Origin of the sequence: Hwangdonia lutea, from assembly GCF_032814565.1 — a bacterium.
Lineage (GTDB): Bacteria > Bacteroidota > Bacteroidia > Flavobacteriales > Flavobacteriaceae > Hwangdonia > Hwangdonia lutea.
Window position 1 is genome coordinate 2717080 of the sequence record NZ_CP136521.1, and the last position, 23479, is coordinate 2740558.

The window sequence follows — 23479 nt, forward strand, 5'->3', positions numbered from 1 at the left end:
TATGAATAACTTAAAGTTAAAAATATTTGTAGTATCAATGCTCATTTTTAATGGCTTGCTAACGGCACAAACCAACTATAAGCCCACTTGGGAATCGTTAGATGCACGCCCCATTCCCGATTGGTTTCAAGATGCCAAATTCGGTATTTTTATTCATTGGGGACCCTATTCGGTGCCCGCGTGGTCGCCAAAAGGCACGTACTCGGAGTGGTACCAATATTGGTTACAAAACAAAACCTTGTACGGAAACGGCAATTTTAAAGGCGATGAAATTGTAAACTATCACGAGAATACTTACGGTAAAGATTATTCGTATTACAATTTCGGGGAAATGTTTAAAGCAGGTTTATTTGAGCCCGATGAATGGGTGCAACTTTTCGAAAACGCGGGGGCAAAATATATTGTGTTAACATCAAAACATCATGATGGTTATGCGCTTTGGCCCAATAAAGAAGCCAACGACAGAGGTTTTGCTTGGAATAGTATGGAAGTAGGCCCAAAACGCGATTTGGTGGGCGAGTTAACCACGGCTGTTAAGAAAACCAATATTAAAATGGGCTTATATTATTCCCTTTACGAATGGTATCATCCATTGTGGCAAAGTGATAAAAAGCGTTTTGTTGACGAGCATTTTTTACCTCAAATAAAAGACTTGGTTACCAAATATTCACCAGATATTTTATGGGCTGATGGCGAATGGGATATGGAAGCTGAAAAATGGAAATCGAAAGAATTTTTAGCTTGGTTATTTAACGAATCGGTTGCCAAAGACCATATTGTTATAAACGACAGATGGGGAAAAGGGGTTAGGAAACACCACGGCGGTTATTTTACCACAGAATATGAAGCTGAAGCCCCAGAATTTAAACGTCCTTGGGAAGAATGCCGCGGTATGGGGTTTTCTTTTGGTTACAATCAAAATGAAGATGCCCAAGATTATAATTCGCCAAAAGCTTTGGTTTTAACTTTAGTAAACATTGTAAGTACGGGCGGTAATTTATTATTGGATATTGGTCCCGATGCACGTGGTAATATTCCTGTAATTATGCAAGAGCGTTTATTGCAAATTGGAAGTTGGTTAAACACCAATGGTGAAGCCATCTATGGTTCAAGGTTATGGAATAATTCGTTTCAATGGTCCTTAAAAGGGGAGAAAAACTATAAACCAAAACAGCATTATTTGGGTGGCGATGTGATATTAAAACAAACCATTGACCCCGAACCCGGTTATGCCGTAAAAGAACTGTTTTTTACCCAAAACAGCGAAGCTCATTTTGTTATTTTACCACAATGGAAATCGGAGATAACCATAAGAAATTTTAAAGTTTCAAATAAGGCCAAAATCACATTATTGGCGACTCAGCAAAATTTAAAAGGGCAACAAATGGGTAACGATTTTGTTATTTCATTACCCGAATACAAGCCTAATTTGTTCAAAGCGACCGATGATTATGCGTATGTTATTAAAATCACTAAATAGTTTATAAAATCAATATGAAAACCGTTTTATCGTACATTACCTTAGTTCTGTTAATTGTTTCATGCTCTAACAATACGAGCAACGGGCTATTAATGCCAACAAGTTCAACCATTAAAATAGATGATGATGACACCAAAGATTCAATCATCGTTAAAGCGGCTCATGTAGTGCCTACCAAAAATCAATACAAAGCTTTAAAAAATGAGTTTATCGCTTTTATCCATTTTGGACCCAATACCTTTACCCGAATGGAATGGGGCAACGGTTTTGAAGACCCCAAAATTTTCGATTTAAAAACTTTGGATACCGATCAATGGTGCAAAGCCATGAAAGCCGCCAATATGAAAAAGGTGATTCTTACCGTGAAGCATCACGAAGGGTTTGTACTTTGGCAAAGTCGCTACACAAAACACGGTATTATGTCCACCGATTTTCAGAACGGAAAAGGTGATATTCTAAGGGATTTATCCAATTCCTGCCAAAAATACGGATTGAAACTGGGCGTGTATTTATCGCCTGCAGATTTATATCAAATTGAAAATAAAGACGGGTTGTACGGCAATTTAAGCAAGTATTCAGACCGTGTCATTCCAAGACCCGTGGAAGGCCGACCTTTTAAAAACAAAACCACGTTTACGTTTAATGTCGATGATTATAACGAGTATTTTTTAAATCAATTATTCGAATTGTTGACCGAATACGGGCCAATTCACGAAGTGTGGTTTGATGGCGCGCACCCCAAACGCAAAGGCGGGCAAAAGTACAATTACTTAGCGTGGAAAGAACTCATTTCGGAATTGGCACCCGAAGCTGTGGTGTTTGGAAAGCAAGATATCCGCTGGTGCGGTAACGAAGCCGGAGCCACCAGAGATACAGAGTGGAATGTAATTCCGTATCAAGGCAATCCGCTTGAAATGAATAGTTTTGCAGATATTACCGGCGAAGATATTGGAAGCAGAGAAAAATTGTACGATGCTAAATATTTGCACTATCAACAGGCTGAAACCAATACCTCGATTCGCGAAGGCTGGTTTTATAGAGACGATACCTCGCAAAAAGTACGCAGTGTGGATGATGTTTTTGATATGTATGAGCGTTCGGTTGGAGGGAATACCACCTTTTTGTTGAATATCCCGCCCAATAGAGAAGGCAAATTTTCACCAGAAGATGTTCGTGTTTTAAACGAAGTAGGCGAGCGCATCAACAAAACGTACAATGTTAACTTATTTGCGAATGCCTCAGGATTTAAAAACGTTTTAGATGAAGATGTTACAACTTATGAATTGCTAGATGCTGATGTAAAAGAAATCATTGTTGAAACCAAAAAACCTATAACCATTAATCGAATTGTCATTCAAGAAGCTATTGCAACGCATAGCGAACGTGTAGAAAAACATGCGCTTGATGCCTGGGTAGACGGCTCGTGGAAAGAAATAGCCGCAGCTACCAATGTGGGGTATAAGCGTATTTTGCGTTTCCCGGAAACGACATCGAACAAGTTTAGAATCCGTGTCTTACAATCTCGATTAAGTCCGGCCATTTCAAATGTTACGGGGCACTATTACAAAACACGCCCACCACAGTTAAGCATCACAAGAAGTCTGGATGGTCAAGTTTCAATCCAGCCTAAAAAGCATGATTTTGGTTGGAAACCTCATGGCGAAGATAGTGCAGGAAACTTAAATAGAGCGTTAGAAATTAGATACACCACCGATGGTAGCGAACCAACCAAGGACTCTAAGTTATTTAACGAGTCTTTTTTAGCAACTTCTGGCGAAATTAAAGCAGCAGCTTTTTCGAAAGACCAAAAAGGAAGTGTGGTTTCTAAAAAATTAGGAATTCTTAAAAATGATTGGAAAATTATAAAAGTAGATAGTTGGTCGTTTGCCAATAAAAGTGACTTGGCTATCGATGAAAACCCAGACACCTATTGGAGGTCAGGTGAAAAAGGAAGCCCACATTTTTTAGAGTTGGATTTGGGAAAATCATATACCTTAAAAGCTTTCGCGTACACACCACAAAAAGAAGATGCAAATGGTATGATTGAGAAAGGCACCATTAAGGTGAGTAATGATGGTAGAAATTGGAAAACGATTGACGGTTTTGAATTCGGGAACTTAATTAACGACCCCGTAACTCGAACACATCAGTTTAAATCCGCTGTAACAACACAATACATTAGAATAGAATCCAAAGTCATTGCAGGTGGCAAAAAAACAGCGGCTATCGCGGAATTGGATTTTTTTGAATAACCAATAAGGTTTAATTCGGTGCGGTTTCATATCTTATGTGCTTAAATAAAGTCGCCATAAATTGAAGTTTAAAATGTGTGATTTGAAATTTTAAAAGTGTATAATAGTTAAAAATGACCGCCGTTAAAACATATCAAAAAGTAAATGTTGAAAAGGAGAGCCTGAGTTTTGGAATCTCTAAAATGGAAGATGTTTACACCAAACGAAATGGAAAAGTTGACGAACCGCACCGGCACAATTATTATACGGTTTTAATTATAAACAAAGCTAAGGGGCAGCACAAGATAGACTTTAACACTTATAAGTTATCGGACAAACAAATTTTTTTTGTTGCTCCAGGGCAAGTACACCAAGTTTTGGAGAGTGAAAAATCTTTTGGGTTCTCCATGGTTTTTTCCAATCAGTTTTTAGTCGAAAATTCCATTCGATTATCATTCATAGATAGTTTAAACCTCTTTCAAAATTATGGTCAAAGTCCACCATTAACACCCAATAATGAGCAATTTAAAACAATAGCACATTTTGCAAATCAGATATACAATTTGTTTCATAGTGATGCCAACATGAAGTTGTTATCTATTGGTGCGTTTTTAAAGCTGTTGCTTATTGAGTGCAATAATGTCTGTTCCATAAATCCTATTGAATCCGATGTTGATACCACTGGAGACAACCTGATTAGAGCGTTTAAAAAAGGTGTTGAAACCCATTACAAAAAAGAACATTCTACCACATTTTATGCCAACGCGCTTCATATTACGCCCGATCATTTAAACCGAACGGTAAAAGCCAGAATAGGTAAAACCGCAAAAGACTATATTCAAGCTAGAATTGTAACCGAAGCCAAAAGGCTTTTGTATTTTGCCGATTTGTCGAATAAAGAAATTGCTTACGAATTGGGTTTTAACGAACCTGCCAATTTCAGTACTTTTTTTAAAAAACACACCCAACTATCACCCTCAAACTTCAAACAAAACGAGGTTAAATCTTAGTTTCCGATTGAATATCGGATTTTCATAAGCTTAGTCCCTTTTTTCATATTCCACAGGGTACTAATCAGTTATATATTTGCACCATACTTTTAAAGCAAATACTATGAATCGTAAAAAGTTTATAAAAAATGCACTGTTAACGGGTGTTGTTGGTACGGTTGCTCCGCACATTTTAAAAGCAGAAAACAGCAAACCAAAAACATCGACTTACGATACATTGATGCAACAAGTAGGATTTAATCATTTACCTAATAAAAACATTAAAACTATGAATACAGTAATTCACAAAGCAGAAACAAGAGGCGTGGCAAATCACGGTTGGTTAAACTCACACCATACTTTTAGCTTCGCAAATTATCACAACCCAGACCGCATGAACTTTGGCGTGCTTCGTGTTTTGAACGACGACGTTGTGCAGGCAGGAATGGGATTCGGAACGCATCCGCACCAAAACATGGAAATTATTTCAATTCCTTTGGAAGGCGATTTAGAGCATAAAGACAGTATGGGAAATGTGGCCGTTATTAAAGAAGGTGATGTGCAGGTTTTAAGCGCAGGCACGGGTATTACACATTCTGAATACAACAAAAATAAAGATAAGGAAGTTAAGTTTCTTCAAATTTGGGTGTTCCCGAAAGCAAAGGATTTAACACCGCGTTACGACCAGATTTCAATTAGGGAAATTTCAGAAGAAAATAAATTTTATCAAGTGCTTTCGCCTAATAAAGACGACCAAGGCGTATGGATAAATCAAGATGCTTGGTTCCATTTGGGGAAATTTGACAAAGGTTATTCAGATGAATACAAAATTAAAAAAGAAGGTAATGGCGTATATGCATTTATACTTGATGGCGAGGTAGAAATTAATGGCGAAAAACTATCTAAAAGAGATGGTATGGGCATATGGGATACCGACAGCATTAATGTAAAAGCTACGGAAAATGCCCGTGTGCTTTTAATGGAAGTTCCAATGTCCATGTCGTAACAAACAGCTATTTCGCATATAATATTATTATAAAATAGCATAAAACAAACATGTCTGTGAAAAGTAAATAATGAAGACTTTACAATTGGCATTTCAAAAAAAAAACAGTAATAAATTAAAATTAAAATAAATGAATCGAATAACTAAAAATTTTTTTCACCCCGGCACGTATACAAATAAAATAAGCTTAGTGCTGTTAACACTTCGTTTGGTAGTCGGCATTTTTATGCTCACGCATGGTCTTGGCAAATTTGAAAGAATGTTTGGCGACGCCCCCATACAGTTTGCAGACCCACTTGGTGTTGGGGCAACAGCCTCATTAGCACTCATTGTGTTTTCTGAAGTGTTTTGCTCCATCCTAATAATTATAGGATTGGGTACGCGGTTGGCAGCCATTCCGCTATTCATTACCATGTTGGTAGCTGCACTTATTGTGCACAGTACCGATGGTTTTGGTAGGCAGGAACTGCCACTTATGTATGCGGCCATTTATACCACAATTGCGGTTTTGGGTGCAGGAAAATATTCTTTGGATTATTTAATAGCAGGGCGCAGAAAGCATTAAGGCGTGAATGATAATGCAAACCTGCTTTAAACAGAATTTTCATTGTATCTTAAAGAAGATAAAACAATAATTATTAACAATTAAAACATATAAAAATGAGTAACAACACAAATTGGTCAATCGACAACGCACATTCAGAAATTGCTTTTAAAGTAAAGCATATGATGATTTCAACAGTAACAGGTCATTTCGAAGATTTTCAGGCAACTGCAAAAACAGATGGCGATAATTTCAATAATGCTGATTTTCAATTTACCGCAAAAACAGCATCGATAAACACTAAAAATGAGGACAGGGATACCCATTTAAAATCGGATGATTTTTTCAATGCCGAGAAATACCCTGAACTTAAATTCGTTTCAAAATCATTTGATGGCGAAAAATTAATTGGCGATTTAACGATAAGGGATGTCACTAAAGAAGTGGTTTTAGATGCCGATTTTAACGGTATAGCCGTTGATCCTTATGGACAAACAAAAGCAGGTTTTGAAATTTCGGGACAACTTAATAGAAAGGATTTCAATTTAACTTGGAGCGCCGTTACGGAAGCCGGTAGCATTGTAGTTTCCGATAAGGTAAAATTAGTAGTTGATGTGCAATTCATCAAACAATCTTAAGTTAAACATAACGTTAATTGGTAATTATTCAGATAAAAAATCTAAAATAAAAATACCAATTTTAAATGTAGCATTAAAAGGTTTGGGTATACATCCAAACCTTTTTTGCAATAGGCTTTTTTAAAATTAATTTTCATCCTGTTTGGCAATGTTTTTGATTAAACTTTATAGGCACTCCGATGCTAAAGGATGAAATAAAATACAGTTTAATTCATAATTAAAATAAATCAAAAAAATGATAAAGAAAACTTTAACAATTACACTATTCGCAACACTCATTTTAATTTCTTGTAAAGAAACCTCCAAACAAGAAAACACTCAATCGACAACTACCGAAACCGTTAAACACGTGAAGGACGATATTGTCGTAACCACATCAACCAACAAAGACGGTGAAAAATTGGAGTTAAAGTTTAATAACACCAAAGGAACGGCGACTTTAAATTTTAACGGAGAAACCATCGAATTGTTTGCTGAAAAAGCAGCCTCAGGGATTTGGTATAAAAACGACGACTACGAATTAAGGGGAAAAGGCAACGATATTGAGCTCAAAAAAGATGGAAAAGTAATTTACAAGCACACCGATGATATCGTGAATTTAGAAGTGAAAAACGAAAAAGGCGATGTGCTAAATATGGTTTTCAACAACTCAAATAATACGGTTAAAGCCTATTTAAATGGCGGTGAACAAATGGATTTAATTGCCGAAAAAGCAGCCTCAGGGATTTGGTACAAAAACGATCACTACGAATTAAGAGGAAAAGGCAACAATTATAAATTAAGCAAAGACGGAAAAACACTTTTTAAAAATTAAAACAACAAGCAACTGGTTATAAAAAACATTGACGGTTTGGGTGAAAACTCAAGCCGTTTTTGCATTAAATTAAGTATATTGCTACTTGAAATCCAGTCGCCTTTTTTGGGCGTTAAACTCTTAAAAACATTACTTTAAAATAACCATAAAGACAACAAAATGAAATTAATACGATTTGGAACAGAAGGAAACGAAAAACCAGGTGTACAATTAGATGATGGAACTAGAATAGACGTATCTGGTTTTGGGCAAGATTACAACGAAGCTTTTTTTGGAGGCGATGGCTTAGAGCGTTTGGAAAATTGGCTAAAAACAAACCAAAACAATTGCCCTAAAGTAAGTAACGATGCGCGTTTGGGTGTACCTTTAACGCGGCCTTCAAAAATTGTTTGCGTAGGGTTAAACTATGCAAAACACGCCGCCGAAGCCGGAATGAAAGTGCCCAAAGAACCGGTTTTGTTTTTTAAATCCACTACCGCGCTTTGTGGTCCAAATGATGATGTTATCATTCCTAAAAATTCCGAAAAAACCGATTGGGAAGTCGAGCTAGCCATTGTTATTGGTAAAAAAGCATCGTACATTGAAGAGGCCGATGCGTTTGACCATATTGCGGGCTATGTGCTGCATAACGATGTGTCGGAAAGAGCCTTCCAAATTGAAAAAGAAGGTCAATGGTGTAAAGGAAAAGGTTGCGATACATTTGCTCCGGTTGGGCCATTTATTGCGACGAAAGATGAAATTCCAAATCCTAATGACTTGAATTTATGGTTGATAGTAAATGGCGAACGTTTGCAGGATTCCTCAACCTCAGATTTTATTTTTAATGTGCAAGAAGTTGTGTCGTATATCAGTCAGTACATGACGTTGCTGCCCGGAGACATTATTTCAACAGGTACGCCTTTTGGCGTGGGCCTAGGCTTTGATCCGCCAAAATATTTAAAACCAGGTGATGTTATGGAATTGGGTATTGAAGGTTTGGGTGTTTCTAAACAAGTAGCAAAAGCGTATCAAGGTTAATGTTTCGAAATAAAAATATGTCAAAATATATTTTCATTATTTGCGCCATTATTCTTGTGAGTTGCAAAAACACTTCATATAAAATTGCCGATGGTTATAAGTACATTCAGAAAGATTCGATTAATTCGAAAGACTGGAAATTAGTTTGGAAAGATGATTTTGAAGCACCGACCTTAGACACGACTAAATGGACTAAAATTCCGAAAAACAATGCCGATTGGGGTAATTACATGAGTAGCGACCCCCGATGTTTTGATATTTCCGACGGAAAAATATATTTAAAAGGCATTGTAAATAAGGATACCATTTCCGATCCGCGACCCTATTTAACCGGAGGCATTTACACCAAAGGCAAGTTTGCTTTCCAGTACGGAAAAGTTGAAATTCATGCTAAACTTGAAAGCGCCCAAGGTGCGTGGCCAGCCATTTGGATGTTAGCTGAAGATAAAAAATATGGCAGATACCCCAGAAATGGTGAGATTGATATTATGGAACATCTCAATTTTGATGATATTATTTACCAAACCACACACTCGTATTATACTTTAGAGTTGAAGCAGAGTAGCAATCCACCGCATTCAAAAACCTCAAAATTCGACAAAGAAGCATTTAATACTTTTGGTTTGGAATGGTTTCCTGATAAGTTGGTTTTTACCTTAAACGGCAAAGAAACTTTTACTTATCCTAGGGTAAAAGATGTTGATAAATCGCAGTGGCCTTACAATCAGCCTTTTTATTTATTAATCGACCAGCAATTGGAAGGTTCGTGGGTAGGTAAGGCAAACCCCGACGATTTACCGGTTCAAATGATTATAGATTGGGTAAAAGTGTATCAATAGAAGGCTATGAAAATAGATGCGCATCAACACTTTTGGAAATTCGACCCTGTTCGGGATGCTTGGATAGACGATTCGATGCAAATCATTCGCAGAGATTTTCTGCCACAAGATTTACAACCTATTTTAAGCGCAAACAACATTGATGGCTGTATAGCGGTTCAAGCCGACCAAAGCGAAGCTGAAACCGATTTTTTATTAGATTGTGCCGCAAAAAATCCCTTTGTAAAAGGCGTTGTGGGTTGGGTAGATTTAAGGGCTGAAAATGTTGAAGAACGATTGGCGCTTTATTCTAAAAATCCTTTATTTAAGGGTGTGCGCCATATTGTTCAAGCCGAGGCAAACGACTTTATGTTAGGTAAAGATTTTCAAAATGGCATTGGCAAATTATCGCCATTCAATTTAACCTATGATATTTTAATATTTCCGCCCCAAATAGAAGCTGCTATTCGTTTGGTAAATACATTTCCAAATCAAAAATTTGTAGTGGATCACATAGCAAAACCATATATAAAAACTGGTGAAATTGATGGTTGGAAAACAAACATCACCGAACTGGCAAAAGCACCAAACGTATTTTGTAAAGTTTCAGGAATGGTTACCGAAGCCGATTTAAAACACTGGAAAACTTCAGATTTCAAACTTTATTTAGACGTTGTGTTTAACGCCTTTGGTGTAGATAGAATATTATACGGTTCCGATTGGCCGGTGTGTTTGCTTGCTGCAGATTATAAGCAGCAATTAAGTATAGTTGAAAATTATTTTAAGGACTTTTCAAAAGAAGAACAATCAAAAATATTCGGATTAAACGCAGTCAAATTCTATAATTTATAATCAATTAATTCTGGCAAAAAAACATATGAGCTTTTTAAAGTATTTCAAATTCGTATTTATTTTATTGTTAATAGTAGCCTGTCAAGATAAAGAACAGAATTATCAAGATACCTTGTGGTACGAACAACCGGCGACGCAATGGATGGAAGCTTTACCTGTTGGAAATGGGCGATTAGGCGCCATGGTTTTTGGCAACCCCAACCATGAGCGCATTCAACTCAATGAAGATTCCATGTGGCCCGGAGCTGCCGATTGGGAAGATTTTAAAGGGAATGCTAAAGATTTAGAGGAAATAAGGGGATTAATAAAAAATGGTAACATTCAAGAAGCCGATAAGCTCATTATTGAAAAATTCTCATTCAAATCCACCGTTCGTTCCCATCAAACCATGGGCGATTTGTTTATCGACTTTCATCAAAAAAAAGAGGTTGAAAATTATAAACGAGCCCTAAATTTAGATGATGCTTTGGCAACTGTAAGTTATACTTCTGATGGCGATGCGTATTCGCAAAAGGTATTTGCGTCTGCTGTTGATGATGCCTTGGTCATTGAGCTAAGCACCACCGCAAATGAGGGATTGAATTTGAATTTAAAGCTTGATAGACCAAAAGATAATGGACATGAAACCGTTACTATTTCAAACCCATCGAACCGTGAAATTAGCATGCTTGGAATGGTTACCCAATTAGGGGGAATGAAAAATTCCAAACCTTTTCCCATCGACTACGGGGTGCAGTTTGAAACTCGGCTTAAAGTTAATAATGACTCTGGCAGTGTTGAAGTTGAAAATGGAGAATTGGTTTTAAAAAATGTAAAAACGGCAACACTTTATTTGGTGTGTAATAGTTCCTTTTATCACAAAAACTTTAAGGAGAAAACCATTGAGAATTTAGCATTAATTGAAAACAAATCGTTTGAGGAATTGTTTGAAAGACATCAAAAAGATTATCAAAATTTATACCATCGGGTAGCATTCAATTTAGGAGAAACAGCATTGGATTCCATACCAACCGATAAACGTTTAAAACGTATTAAAACAGGCGAAGACGACCCAGATTTGGCTGCTAAACTTTTTAAGTTTGGCCGGTATTTGTTAATCGCATCATCAAGGGAAAATACAAATCCCGCTAATTTACAAGGCATTTGGAACGAACATATTAAAGCCCCTTGGAACGCCGATTATCATTTAAACATCAACCTGCAAATGAATTATTGGCCCGCTGAGGTTACCAATTTAAGCGAGTTGCATCAACCCTTTTTTAACTTTTTAGACCGGGTGGTTGAGCGCGGTAAAATAACGGCCAAAAAGCAATATGGGATGCAACGTGGGTCGGTGGTGCATCATACAACCGATTTATGGGCGCCAGCCTTTATGCGTGCAGAACAGCCTTATTGGGGAGCTTGGATTCATGGAGGCGGTTGGTCGTCACAGCATTATTGGGAGCATTATTTGTACACCCAAGATGTAGATTTTTTAGAGCATAGAGCGTATCCTGTTTTAAAGTTGATTGCTGAATTTTATTTAGATTGGTTGGTAAAAGACCCTAAAACGAATTATTGGGTTTCAAGCCCGGAAACATCACCAGAAAACTCTTATTTTTATGATAAAGAAAACTCTGGAGCGGTTTCGTTTGGGAGTGCAATGGGCCATCAAATTATAGCAGAGGTTTTCGATAATGTTTTAGAAGCTTCAAAAATATTGAAGATTGAAGACGCTTTTGTTGAAGAAGTTCGTTTAAAACGAGCAAACTTATTTCCTGGAATTGTAATTGGCGAACATGGTAGAATTTTAGAATGGAACGAGCCTTATGATGAACCCGAAAAAGGGCATAGGCACATGTCGCATTTATATGCTTTGCATCCAGGAAACAAAATTGTTGAAAGTGATGCCAAAGCTTTTGAAGCCGCACAAAATACAATAGATTACCGCTTGCAGCATGGTGGTGCCGGCACCGGCTGGAGTCGTGCTTGGATGATTAATTTAAACGCTCGTTTGTTGGATGCAAAGTCTGCACAAGAAAACATTAGAAAATTCATGCAAATATCTGTTGCCGATAATTTATTTGATGAGCATCCGCCGTTTCAAATTGATGGAAATTTTGGGTTTACCGCAGGGGTTGCAGAATTATTAATGCAATCGCACGAACCCTTTTTAAGAATTCTTCCCACATTGCCGGAAAACTGGAAAACTGGAAATATCTCAGGTTTAATAGCACGAGGCCATATTGAAGTTGATATCGAGTGGAAAGACGGAAAACTTGTTAAAGTTGGTTTGTTATCCAAAGAAAATCAAATAAAAAGTATAAAGTATAACGATATTTCAGTCGACATTGAATTACCAAAAAATGAAAAAATTTGGTTAAATGAAAACCTATCTATAATAGAATAAAACATGAAATCATTCTTAAAAATTCAGGCAAAATTAATAGCGCTCATAGTCATATTAGCATCTTGCCAGTCTAAACCGCAAGAGGAAAAACTCAAACCCCTTGTAAAGCACGTTATTTTAATTGGTTCAGACGGTTTTGGTGCTTATGCCTTTTTAAAAGCTAAAGTGCCTAACTTAAGAAAATTAATGGAAGAAGGTTCGTATTCCTTAAATGCAAGAGCTGTGTTGCCATCGTCTAGTGCTGTAAATTGGGCCTCTATGATTATGGGTTCGGGGCCAGAGCTGCATGGTTATACCGAATGGGGTAGCAAAACGCCCGAATTACCATCCAGAATTATTGGCAAAGGCGATATTTATCCCACTATTTTTAGTTTAATTGATGCCCAATCACCCGAGGCAAAAAAAGGCGTATCGTATACTTGGGGTGGCATTGGTTATCTTTTTGAAAAAGGCATGGTGGATTTAGATTTTAATGGACCAACTGATGAAGAAACCAAAGACCGTGCTTTAGAATTTATGGTAAACGAAAAGCCGGCATTAACGTTTATCCATTTTACGCACCCAGATAATGAAGGGCATGAAATAGGTCATGATACGCCGGAATATTATGAAGCGGTAGAAAAAATAGATGATTTGGTTGGCGAGATTGTTAAGACTTTGGAGGCTCATGATTTACTAAACGATACCGCCATTATATTTACTTCGGATCACGGAGGGATTGGCAAGGGACACGGTGGAAAAACGCTTTTAGAAGTAGAAATCCCTTGGATTATTTATGGTAAAAATTTATCGGCAAAAGGCAAGCTTAATTCCAGCGTCGTAACCTACGATACAGCGGCAACCATAGCTCATCTTTTAGGTTTGGAAACCCCAGATTTTTGGAGAGGGCAACCCGTTATGGAAGTTTTTAATGAACCAGAAATGTAATTTAATCAATAAAATTAGTGTTCGTTTTACCAGTTTTGATGTTGCTCAGGCAATAAAAGTATCATATTAGGTTATTTAAAGAGTGGTATTTTGGTCAATCAAAAATTAGATTTGTTACCTTGCGGAAACACCATTGTTAAAATGAGATTTCAATCAATATAAATTCTAAAATGGATTTAAACTTAAAAAATAAAGTAGTAATTGTTACGGGCGGTTCAAAAGGCATTGGTCTCGGAATTACCGAAGCCTTATTGGCAGAAAGTGCTATTCCTGTAATAATTAGCAGAAATAAATCGAGTGTTGAAGCGGTAATAAATAAAATTCATTCAGAAGGGAAGGAAGCGCATTATGCGATTGCGGAATTAACCGATCCAGAGCAATGCAAAAAAGCGGTTGAGGCTACTATAAAAAAATACGGACGTATTGATGGTGTTGTAAATAATGCAGGTGTGAATGATAGTGTAAGCCTCGAAAATGGCAGCTACGAAGATTTTATGGAATCTTTAAAACGAAACCTGGTGCATTATTATCTTATAGCTCACCATGCTTTACCAGAATTGAAAAAAAGCAAAGGAAGTATAGTAAATATAGGTTCTAAAACATCGTTTACGGGACAAGGAGGAACGTCGGGTTATGCCGCAGCTAATGGCGGACGTAATGCCTTAACCCGAGAATGGGCTGTAGAATTGTTACCGTATGGCATCAGAGTGAATGCGCTTATAGTTGCAGAATGTTATACCCCCTTATATGATAAATGGATAAAAACATTTGATAACCCTGATGAAAAATTAGAATCAATTACAAAGCATATTCCTTTGGAAAATAGAATGACAACAGCCGAAGAAATAGCCAATACGGTAGTGTTTCTGCTCTCAGATAAATCGAGTCACACCACTGGAGAATTAATTTTTGTTGATGGTGGATATACGCATTTAGATAGAGCATTATAAGTTGTTTAGCGAAAAAAGTATAAAAGATTAAAATTGTTCAGTAATTTTTGCCCATTAGAAACATAAACAGAAAATAAAAAATGAGCCAGTCAAAACCTGTAGTAGTATCTAAAAAGATGCTAATTCCTTTTATTTTAGTAACTTCTTTATTTGCCCTTTGGGGTTTTGCAAACGCCGTAACAGATCCTATGGTACAGGCATTTAAGAAGGTGTTGGAGCTTTCAAATTCGCAAGCAGCATGGGTGCAAATGGCATTCTATGGCGGTTATTTTTGTATGGCTTTACCAGCTGCGATGTTTATGCGAAAATATTCTTATAAAGTTGGGATTTTAATTGGTTTGGCACTATACGCCACAGGGGCATTACTGTTTTATCCGGCAGCGCAATCAGAAAGTTTTATGTTTTTCTGTTTAGGATTATATATCTTAACTTTTGGATTAGCTTTTTTAGAAACTGCAGCAAACCCATACGTATTGGCAATGGGCGCTAAAGAAACGGCAACACAGCGTTTAAATTTAGCCCAAGCTTTTAACCCTGTGGGATTAATTGCCGGTTTATTTGTAGCACAGCAATTCGTTTTAAAAAACTTGCAATCTGATGATATAACAGACTTTAGCGCTTTAGACGAAGCATCAAAAGTATTAATAAAAACATCTGATTTATTGGTTATCCGCAATCCGTATGTTATTTTAGGTTTAGTGCTAATAGGTGTTTTTGTGTTGTTTATAGTTAGTAAAATGCCCCAATCTAAAGACGAAGGCGGTATGCCAAAAATAGGGGACACCTTTGCGGCTTTGGCAAAAAACAAAAAATACGTGCTTGGTGTGCTTGCACAAATCTTATATGTAGGTGCACAAATCATGTGTTGGACCTACATTTACCAATATGCAGAAGCTATTGGAATGGATAGCGTTACGGCTGGTTATTACCAAATGGCAGCATTTGTAATATTTACCATTGGGCGGGCCGTTGGTACTTACATGCTACGATTTATGAGTTCGGGAAAACTGTTAATGTATTTCGCCTTACTTGCCATTGTTTTTGTTTTAGGTACCATATTTATAAAAGGTATTACTGGTTTGTATAGTTTGGTTGGCGTGTCGTTTTGCATGTCATTAATGTTCCCAACTATTTACGGTATTGCTTTGGGCGATTTAACAGAAGAGCAGTCTAAAGTTGGTTCAGCAGGTTTAATTATGGCCATTGTGGGTGGCGCCTTAATGCCTAAGTTACAAGGTATGATTATTGATGCCGGCGGAAACGGTGTGGCAGACACTCAAATTATGGGGGTTTCAGAAGTTAATTTCTCTTTTATTTTACCATTGTTGTGCTTTGTTTATATCGCATGGTATGGTTTAAGGGTCTTTAAAAAACATGAGGCTACCCATGATGTTTTACATACAGTTTAGTTTAAAATGAAAGACCTAAAACGCCATTGTTTTGCTTTGGATTTAATTGATGATGAGGAATTGATTGCAGAATATAAAAAGTATCACGAACAAATTTGGCCAGAAATAACGGCAAGTATCAAAAATTCGGGGATTGAAAGTTTAGAGATTTACTGTGTGGCCAATCGTTTGTTTATGATTATGGAAGTAAACGCTTCTTTTTCATTCGAAAAGAAATCTAAAATGGATGCCAACAACCCTAAAGTACAAGAATGGGAAGCCTTAATGTGGACCTATCAACAAGCTTTACCAACTGCAAAAGCAGGCGAAAAATGGCTTTTAATGGAAAAAATATATCAACTATAAATAACAATTAAATTACATACAATGAGGATTTCAATTATCGCACTTATTTGTTTACTAAGCTTTTCTTGTTCTAATAAATACAAGGATGTAGCAAACACCGAAGCAGATTATCAGGTTATACCGAAACCACAAACCCTGAATATGCAAACAGGTAAATTTTTAGTTGATGCAAACACTAAAATCGTTGGAACTGAAGCATTAAAAAACGAAGGTGAGTTTTTAGCGGGTTTGTTAAGCGCAGCAACCGGAGCCACGGTTGGTTTTTCAACAGAAGGCCAAGGGAATATCACACTTAAGCTAGATGATACCATTGAAAACGAAGAAGGTTATACCTTAAATGTAACGTTCGATAATATTGAAATAGCCGGAAAAAACACAAAAGGTGTATTTTATGGTATTCAAACTTTAAGGCAGCTGATGCCGGCAGGTATTGAATTGGCCGATGGCAGCATAAAAGAATTAACCATTCCTGCTGTGTCAATTTCCGATAACCCACGATACCAGTACAGAGGTATGCATTTAGATGTGGCACGCCATTTTTATCCTGTAGATTTTATAAAAAAGTATATCGATTTAATCGCTATGCATAAAATGAATACCTTTCATTGGCATTTAACCGAAGACCAAGGTTGGCGTATTGAAATTAAAAAATATCCAAAACTTACCGAAATAGGAGCGTGGAGAAATGGCACTATAGTTGGACACCACCCGGGAACTGATAACGACCAAAAAAAATACGGTGGTTTTTACACCCAAGAGGATGTAAAGGATATTGTAGCCTATGCCACAAAAAAACACGTTACCGTAATTCCGGAAATTGAGTTACCGGGGCATAGTAGCGCAGCCATTGCCGCTTATCCGTATTTAAGTTGTTTCCCAGATGAGCCCACTGTGGTTACCAACGATATGGGTTCGGAAAAAGGAAAAGAAATTCAAGCTTCAGGAACCCCAAAAATTGTACAAGAAACTTGGGGCGTTTTTCCAGATGTATATTGTGCCGGTAAAGAAGAAACCTTTGCCTTCTTACAAGATGTTTTAGATGAGGTAATTCCGTTATTCCCATCAACTTATATACACATTGGGGGCGACGAATGCCCAAAAGCAAACTGGGAAAGATGTCCGAGTTGTCAAAAAAGAATCAAAAAAGAAGGTTTAAAAGATGAGCATGAATTACAAAGCTATTTTATCACACGTATAGAAAAATATTTGAATTCAAAAGGAAAAAAAATAATTGGTTGGGATGAAATTTTAGAAGGCGGTTTAGCACCAAACGCAACTGTTATGTCGTGGCGAGGAACACAAGGTGGTATTGAAGCGGCAAAACAAAAGCACGATGTTATTATGACGCCGGGACATTCTTGTTATTTCGATCATTATCAAACCGAGGATAAGGCTAACGAACCCTTGGCCATTGGTGGAAAAACCACGGTTGCCGATGTGTACGCCTACGAGCCAACACCAAAAGAGTTAAGTACAGATGAGCATCAATATATTTTAGGCGCTCAAGGCAATGTATGGACCGAATATATGAAAACTACTGATTATGTTGAATATATGATTTTACCCCGAATGTCTGCGCTTTCAGAAGTTGTTTGGTCATCAAAAGAGCACAGAGATTGGGATGATTTCAGTGCGCGATTAAAAACTTTTAAAGAAAGGTATGATGCATTAGGGTTGAACTATGCCAAACATACCTTCGAAAAATAATAAAATTAATATGTAACTGTTTTGAGTTTCAATACCAAATACCCTTCTATTGAAGATTTAAGAAAACGTGCCAAACAAAGGATTCCGAAATTTGCTTTTGATTATTTGGACGGCGGTTGTAATGAAGATGTAAATCTTTATAAAAATACGGCTGAAATACGCGAGGTGGAATTACTGCCCGAGTATCTCAGTAAGCACACAGCATCAAGCATGAAAACCACGTTGTTCGGTCATGAATACGATGCGCCATTTGGTATTGCTCCTGTTGGTTTACAGGGTTTGATGTGGCCAAATGCACCAGAAATATTGGCTAAAGCGGCTTATAAACATAACATACCTTTTATTTTAAGCACCGTAACCACCAGTAGTATTGAACGTATTGCTGAACTAACGGAAGGCAAAGCTTGGTTTCAATTATATCATCCTACAAAAAATGAACTTAGAGACGATATTTTAAAAAGATGCGAAACTTCAGGTTATGACACTTTGGTGATTTTATGTGATGTGCCAACCTTTGGTTTTAGGCCGAGAGATATAAGAAATGGCTTAGCTATGCCGCCCAATATGTCTATTAATAATATGCTGCAAATTTTAGGAAAACCAACTTGGGCGTTTCAAACACTAAAACATGGACAGCCAAATTTTGAAACCCTAAAACCTTACATGCCCAAAAATCTTGATTTGAAACAGTTGGGTAAATTTATGGACGACACGTTTTCAGGTAGGTTAAACGAAGAGAAAATAAAACCTATTAGAGATATGTGGAAAGGTAAATTGGTGCTAAAAGGTGTGGCCAACGAGCTTGATGCCGAACGTGCCATAAACCTTGGGTTAGACGGTATTATTGTGTCCAACCATGGTGGCAGGCAATTGGACGCCGGAGAATCTACTATAAAACCATTAACAAGAATTGCAGAAAAATACGGCCAGCAAATAGAAGTGATGATGGATAGCGGCATTCGTTCCGGACCCGACGTGGCACGAAGTTTAGCCTCTGGCGCTACGTTTACTTTTATGGGACGATCGTTTATGTACGGCGTTGCTGCTTTAGGAAACAAAGGTGGCGATCATACCATATCACTTTTAAAAACCCAATTGCAACAAGTTATGGAGCAAATTTGTTGTGAAAAAGTAGAAGATTTTAAAAATCATTTAATTTAATTTATAAGATTTCAAGTTAATTAATCGACTAACTATTTAAAACCAAGCAAACTAAATCTATTTTGTTGTAAATAGTTATTTGATCAATTAATATTTTTTTACCTTTTGTTGATACTTTCTTTGCTATAATCCAACGGTTTTTATATTTTCACATCAAATATTTATGTGTTTATTTTAGAAATTGAGGGTTAATGAAATTACATTTATTAGATAGAAGTACTAAGTTGAGCAATGCCTCTTTTTCGATTAGTAATAATTGCTATCCTAATTTTTTAAAAATTTGGCATTACCATCCAGAATTTGAGTTGGTTACGATTTTAAAAAGCACCGGAACACGTTTTATTGGCGATAGTATCGAGCAGTTTAATGTTGGGGAAATTGTTTTGATTGGTAAAAACTTACCCCACATGTGGCTTAACGATAAAGAATATTTTAAAGAAGATTCTAAATTAGAGGCACAAGCTATTGCGATTCATTTTAACGAAAATTTTGCAGGCGAAATATTTTTTAATATGCCAGAAATGAACGCTATTAAAAAGCTGTTTGAAAATGCACAATACGGCGTTAGGTTTACTGGAGACTTGAGTTTGGCAACCAAATGGATTAAAAACTTAGAAGGCTTAAAGGGTTTCGATAAAACCATTTCCTTTTTAAAAATTTTGAATTTACTGGCAAATCATAAAGAATACAAATTGCTGTCAAGTATGGGGTTTGTAAATTCATTCAAAAAAACAGGACGGACAAATTTGGCCGAAGTTTACGAGTATATTATTAAAAACTTTAAAGAACGCATCACTTTAGAAGATGTTGCAAGTATAGCCTGTATGAATCCCACCGCATTTAGCAGGGTTTTTAAACGGGTAAACCGAAAAACCTTTAGCGAATATTTAAACGAAGTTAGAATTGGTTATGCCTGTAAGTTGTTGATGGAAGAGAAGTACAGTATTTCTGAAATATGTTTTGAGTCTGGTTTTAACAATATTTCTAACTTCAACAGGCAATTCAAAAAAACAAAAAATTATTCGCCCACCGAGTATATAAAAACACATTTGGGTAAAAACTAAATCCACCCGTTGTGCATTTTGACAAAATTCTGTCAATTCGAGTGAATTTTACGATTGGAATGAGTAAAATTTGTATCGAGAATAAGAATTTTAACTTGAAATTGATTCTCGATAGTTCTACAGAGCTTGCCGAAGTACAATTTTTCGTGCCTCAAAATCACTCGAATTGACATATTGATATTTTTTCCATTCAAAATGCACAACGGGTTAAATCCATCATATTTTAAAATTGGAATAAGGCTTTTGTTAAATGTTACCATTAAGTTTATATTTAATGAGGTTTCTTCAAAAATGAATTTTTACAGCTCATTTTTAATTATTTAATCTATTCAATTTACTATTATTGTATTCAGTTTTAAAAAAATTGTAAGCTATTTACTTGTTTGTAATTCTAAAAACTAAGCTTAAAACTTATGAAAGCTTCTAAAGTTATTATATTAATCAACTGCAACGATCAACCAAACATTATCGCAACGGTTACTTCATTTGTAGCGAATAATGGCGGAAATATTGTTTATATCGATCAGCATGTAGACCGTGTTCAGGATACGTTTTTTATGCGATTGGAGGGCGAATTTGAAAGCACTGATTTCTCAATAGAAAATTTTAAAACCCAGTTTGAAGCCAATTTAGTTGAAAAATTTAATATGAAATGGCGCATTTATGAATCGGATGCACAACTGAAAATGGCAGTGTTTGTATCAAAATACGATCATTGTTTGTATGATTTATTGGGGCGCTACAATTCTGGAGAACTCGGTTTGGAAATTCCTTTTATTGTTAGTAATCATAGCGATTTAAAACCCATTGCCGATAACTTTAAAATTCCGTTTTACCATATTCCAGTAACTAAGGTCAACAAAGTTGAAGCCGAAGAAAAACAACTGGAATTGCTCGAAAAATACGACATCGATTTTATTGTTTTGGCAAGATATATGCAAATTGTTTCGGGAAAATTAATCGATAAATACCCGAGTAAAATCATTAATATTCACCATTCATTTTTGCCTGCTTTTGTGGGTGCAAAACCATATCATTCAGCCTATAAGCGCGGTGTAAAAATTATTGGTGCAACGAGCCATTATGTAACGGAGGAGTTGGATGCTGGCCCTATAATAGAGCAAGATGTGGCACACGTTTCGCACGACCATAGCGTACAGGATTTAATTGCAAAAGGACGCGATTTGGAAAAAATCGTATTGTCAACCGCTGTTAAATTGCACGCCAAACGAAAGGTCATGGTTTATAACAATAAAACGATTATTTTTTCTTAATGAAGTCACCTTCTGAAAAACAAAAAATTAACTTTGAAAAATCGAAATAATTTTGAAGAGCTATCAAGTCAAATCAATAGATGATAACACATTAACGATTACGGGAAAAGGAAATGACAGAGCCTGGGAACACGCCGAAGTTTTAAGCGATTTTGTTTCGCCTTGGGATAAAACGGACATTGATAAAATTGAATTTAGGGCGCTTTATAATACCGAGTATTTGTTTTTTTGTTTTAAGGTTTTTGATGCTGACATTTATGTGGATTCAACCGATGAAACGCATCACAGTATAAATAATTCCGATCGTGTGGAGCTTTTTTTTAGAGCCGATAAAAACTTGAATCCTTACTATTGTTTGGAGATTGATCCAACACCTAGAATTATGGATTTTATGGCTAAACCCAATAAGGATTTTAACTTTTATTGGAATTGGCCAACCCAGGATATTTGTGTAAAATCGGATATTGGAGATAATTTTTTCACCGTGGAAGGCGCCATAAGTTTAGCTTCATTAAAGCGATTTAAATTATTGAAAGACGGAAAAATTGAGACCGGAATTTATCGCGCGAAATACAAGAAACAGCCCGATGAAAGCTACCAACCAACTTGGATTACTTGGGTAGACCCGAAAACGACAGAACCAAATTTTCACACAGCCTCGTCTTTTGGTGTTTTAAAATTGATGTGAATTAATTGTGGGTATACCCATCAAAATTTTCAGAATTAATAATATCAATGGGCAATAATTTCTGCCTCGGAATTTTTTTATCGAACAGAAAATATTCAGCAAGTTGCGTAATACAAAGATAAGCTTGGTGTTTAGGGTTTTGATTGATTAAAAAATCAATCGCATTGTTTTTCAGGTACTTTATATTGTCATCCAACAAATCGTAACCAACAATTTTTATGTCTAAATCGGGGAAATCCTCAACAATTTCGGCAACACTGTACACTTTGGATGTGGTTACAAAAATACCAGAAATGTCATTCGGCTTACTCAATAAATCGTGTAATTTTTGGTCTAAATCGGTTTGTTGTAAACTGCAGGTTTTTAAGTTATAATTGCTGTTTGGTATACGTTCTAAATAGTTTTTAAACCCTTTTTCCTTCAGTTGCATGTGAATGGAATTGTTAAAAACTTCATCAAGGTGGATAATTAAAATGGTCCTGTTTTTGGGCACAATCATTTCCATAAGTCGCGCTGCAATGCGTCCGCTTTGTGTCAAATCCTGCCCCACATAATTGGTGATGCCGTTTAGCTCTAAAGGGTCGTTAATCGTACTAACTATAATATTGTTTTCATTGTATATTTTTATAACTTCAATCGATTCTTTATGAAAAACAGGGGTTATTAAAACTGCATCGGGCGACTGTTTTAAAACGGTTTTGTTAACCTCTAAAAAAGAATGGGTGTCGGTGTGGTCAAAAAAATAAGAATCAATGGTAATTCCAAAAGAATTATACTCGTTTATGGCATCGTTTACACCATTTGTACACGGCTGCCAATAGGGGTCGATTTTAGGGTCGGGTTGAATCACACAAATATGGTAGCTCTTGGTATTCTTTAAACTTCTGGCAATAAGGTTTGGCTGATAATCAATTTCCTCTAACAGTTTTGTTACCTTTTCCAAAGCCGCTGGCGAAACTTTACCGCGTTTATGGATTACTCTATCTACAGTGCCCTTAGATACCCCAGCTAATTCGGCAATATCTTTTATGGTGTATTTTTTCATCTATCACAAATATATGTAAAATATCAATGTGTTCGAACACATTTTTTATATAATTCCTTTTTTATTGGCAAATTAATCTGTAAGTTTGTTTTCTTTTAGTTAGTGGTTTATTGAGGTTAAAAGCATGAAAA

The 23479-nt window shown here is 36.4% G+C and carries 21 protein-coding genes; 20 read left to right on the forward strand and 1 reads right to left on the reverse strand.

What is annotated here, in order from left to right; translation table 11 throughout:
• The first annotated feature begins 1 nt into the window (after position 1).
• The 20 genes from RNZ46_RS11815 to RNZ46_RS11910 all read left to right on the forward strand — a co-directional run bounded on the left by RNZ46_RS11815 (position 2) and on the right by RNZ46_RS11910 (position 22303).
• On the forward strand, positions 2-1480 hold the full coding sequence (locus RNZ46_RS11815; protein ID WP_316982402.1) for an alpha-L-fucosidase: 1479 nt from the start codon (positions 2-4) through the stop codon (positions 1478-1480).
• Between the two features lie 14 nt (positions 1481-1494).
• Complete coding sequence (locus RNZ46_RS11820; protein ID WP_316982403.1) at positions 1495-3732, forward strand: alpha-L-fucosidase; 2238 nt, start codon at positions 1495-1497, stop codon at positions 3730-3732.
• A gap of 113 nt (positions 3733-3845) precedes the next feature.
• The gene (locus RNZ46_RS11825) at positions 3846-4721 is read left to right on the forward strand and encodes an AraC family transcriptional regulator (protein ID WP_316982404.1); all 876 of its coding nucleotides are present in this window, start codon (positions 3846-3848) and stop codon (positions 4719-4721) included.
• 268 nt (positions 4722-4989) lie between these two features.
• On the forward strand, positions 4990-5706 hold the full coding sequence (locus RNZ46_RS11830) for a pirin family protein (protein WP_316984993.1): 717 nt from the start codon (positions 4990-4992) through the stop codon (positions 5704-5706).
• 130 nt (positions 5707-5836) lie between these two features.
• Complete coding sequence (locus RNZ46_RS11835; protein ID WP_316982405.1) at positions 5837-6271, forward strand: DoxX family protein; 435 nt, start codon at positions 5837-5839, stop codon at positions 6269-6271.
• Positions 6272-6366: 95 nt separating this feature from the next.
• On the forward strand, positions 6367-6888 hold the full coding sequence (locus RNZ46_RS11840; protein ID WP_316982406.1) for a YceI family protein: 522 nt from the start codon (positions 6367-6369) through the stop codon (positions 6886-6888).
• A 235-nt stretch (positions 6889-7123) separates the two neighbouring features.
• Positions 7124-7702, forward strand: a complete 579-nt coding sequence (locus RNZ46_RS11845) for an MliC family protein (RefSeq protein ID WP_316982407.1) — start codon at positions 7124-7126, stop codon at positions 7700-7702.
• 159 nt (positions 7703-7861) lie between these two features.
• Positions 7862-8719 carry a fumarylacetoacetate hydrolase family protein gene (locus RNZ46_RS11850; RefSeq protein WP_316982408.1) on the forward strand — a complete coding sequence of 286 codons (858 nt, stop codon included), beginning with the start codon at positions 7862-7864 and terminating at the stop codon, positions 8717-8719.
• Between the two features lie 17 nt (positions 8720-8736).
• On the forward strand, positions 8737-9558 hold the full coding sequence (locus tag RNZ46_RS11855; protein ID WP_316982409.1) for a glycoside hydrolase family 16 protein: 822 nt from the start codon (positions 8737-8739) through the stop codon (positions 9556-9558).
• 6 nt (positions 9559-9564) lie between these two features.
• Complete coding sequence (locus RNZ46_RS11860; RefSeq protein ID WP_316982410.1) at positions 9565-10389, forward strand: amidohydrolase family protein; 825 nt, start codon at positions 9565-9567, stop codon at positions 10387-10389.
• Positions 10390-10414: 25 nt separating this feature from the next.
• Positions 10415-12778 carry a glycoside hydrolase family 95 protein gene (locus RNZ46_RS11865; RefSeq protein ID WP_316982411.1) on the forward strand — a complete coding sequence of 788 codons (2364 nt, stop codon included), beginning with the start codon at positions 10415-10417 and terminating at the stop codon, positions 12776-12778.
• A gap of 3 nt (positions 12779-12781) precedes the next feature.
• A complete protein-coding gene (locus RNZ46_RS11870; RefSeq protein WP_316982412.1) occupies positions 12782-13705 on the forward strand; it encodes an alkaline phosphatase family protein in 924 nt (307 codons plus the stop codon).
• Between the two features lie 170 nt (positions 13706-13875).
• On the forward strand, positions 13876-14655 hold the full coding sequence (locus RNZ46_RS11875) for an L-fucose dehydrogenase (protein WP_316982413.1): 780 nt from the start codon (positions 13876-13878) through the stop codon (positions 14653-14655).
• Between the two features lie 80 nt (positions 14656-14735).
• Positions 14736-16064: an L-fucose:H+ symporter permease gene (fucP, locus tag RNZ46_RS11880; RefSeq protein WP_316982414.1), complete on the forward strand. Its 1329-nt coding sequence runs from the start codon at positions 14736-14738 to the stop codon at positions 16062-16064.
• 6 nt (positions 16065-16070) lie between these two features.
• Complete coding sequence (locus RNZ46_RS11885) at positions 16071-16409, forward strand: L-rhamnose mutarotase (RefSeq protein ID WP_316982415.1); 339 nt, start codon at positions 16071-16073, stop codon at positions 16407-16409.
• 21 nt (positions 16410-16430) lie between these two features.
• Positions 16431-18116: a beta-N-acetylhexosaminidase gene (locus RNZ46_RS11890; RefSeq protein ID WP_316982416.1), complete on the forward strand. Its 1686-nt coding sequence runs from the start codon at positions 16431-16433 to the stop codon at positions 18114-18116.
• Between the two features lie 21 nt (positions 18117-18137).
• Entirely contained in the window at positions 18138-19277 is a 1140-nt protein-coding gene (locus RNZ46_RS11895) for an alpha-hydroxy acid oxidase (protein WP_316982417.1), read from the forward strand.
• A 191-nt stretch (positions 19278-19468) separates the two neighbouring features.
• Positions 19469-20341: an AraC family transcriptional regulator gene (locus RNZ46_RS11900; RefSeq protein ID WP_316982418.1), complete on the forward strand. Its 873-nt coding sequence runs from the start codon at positions 19469-19471 to the stop codon at positions 20339-20341.
• A gap of 413 nt (positions 20342-20754) precedes the next feature.
• On the forward strand, positions 20755-21615 hold the full coding sequence (purU, locus tag RNZ46_RS11905; RefSeq protein ID WP_316982419.1) for a formyltetrahydrofolate deformylase: 861 nt from the start codon (positions 20755-20757) through the stop codon (positions 21613-21615).
• Positions 21616-21667: 52 nt separating this feature from the next.
• Positions 21668-22303, forward strand: a complete 636-nt coding sequence (locus RNZ46_RS11910) for a sugar-binding protein (RefSeq protein ID WP_316982420.1) — start codon at positions 21668-21670, stop codon at positions 22301-22303.
• 1 nt (position 22304) lies between these two features.
• Here the strand turns inward: RNZ46_RS11910 and RNZ46_RS11915 are convergent, their stop codons facing one another.
• Complete coding sequence (locus RNZ46_RS11915) at positions 22305-23348, reverse strand: LacI family DNA-binding transcriptional regulator (RefSeq protein ID WP_316982421.1); 1044 nt, start codon at positions 23346-23348, stop codon at positions 22305-22307.
• Positions 23349-23479 lie beyond the last annotated feature (131 nt).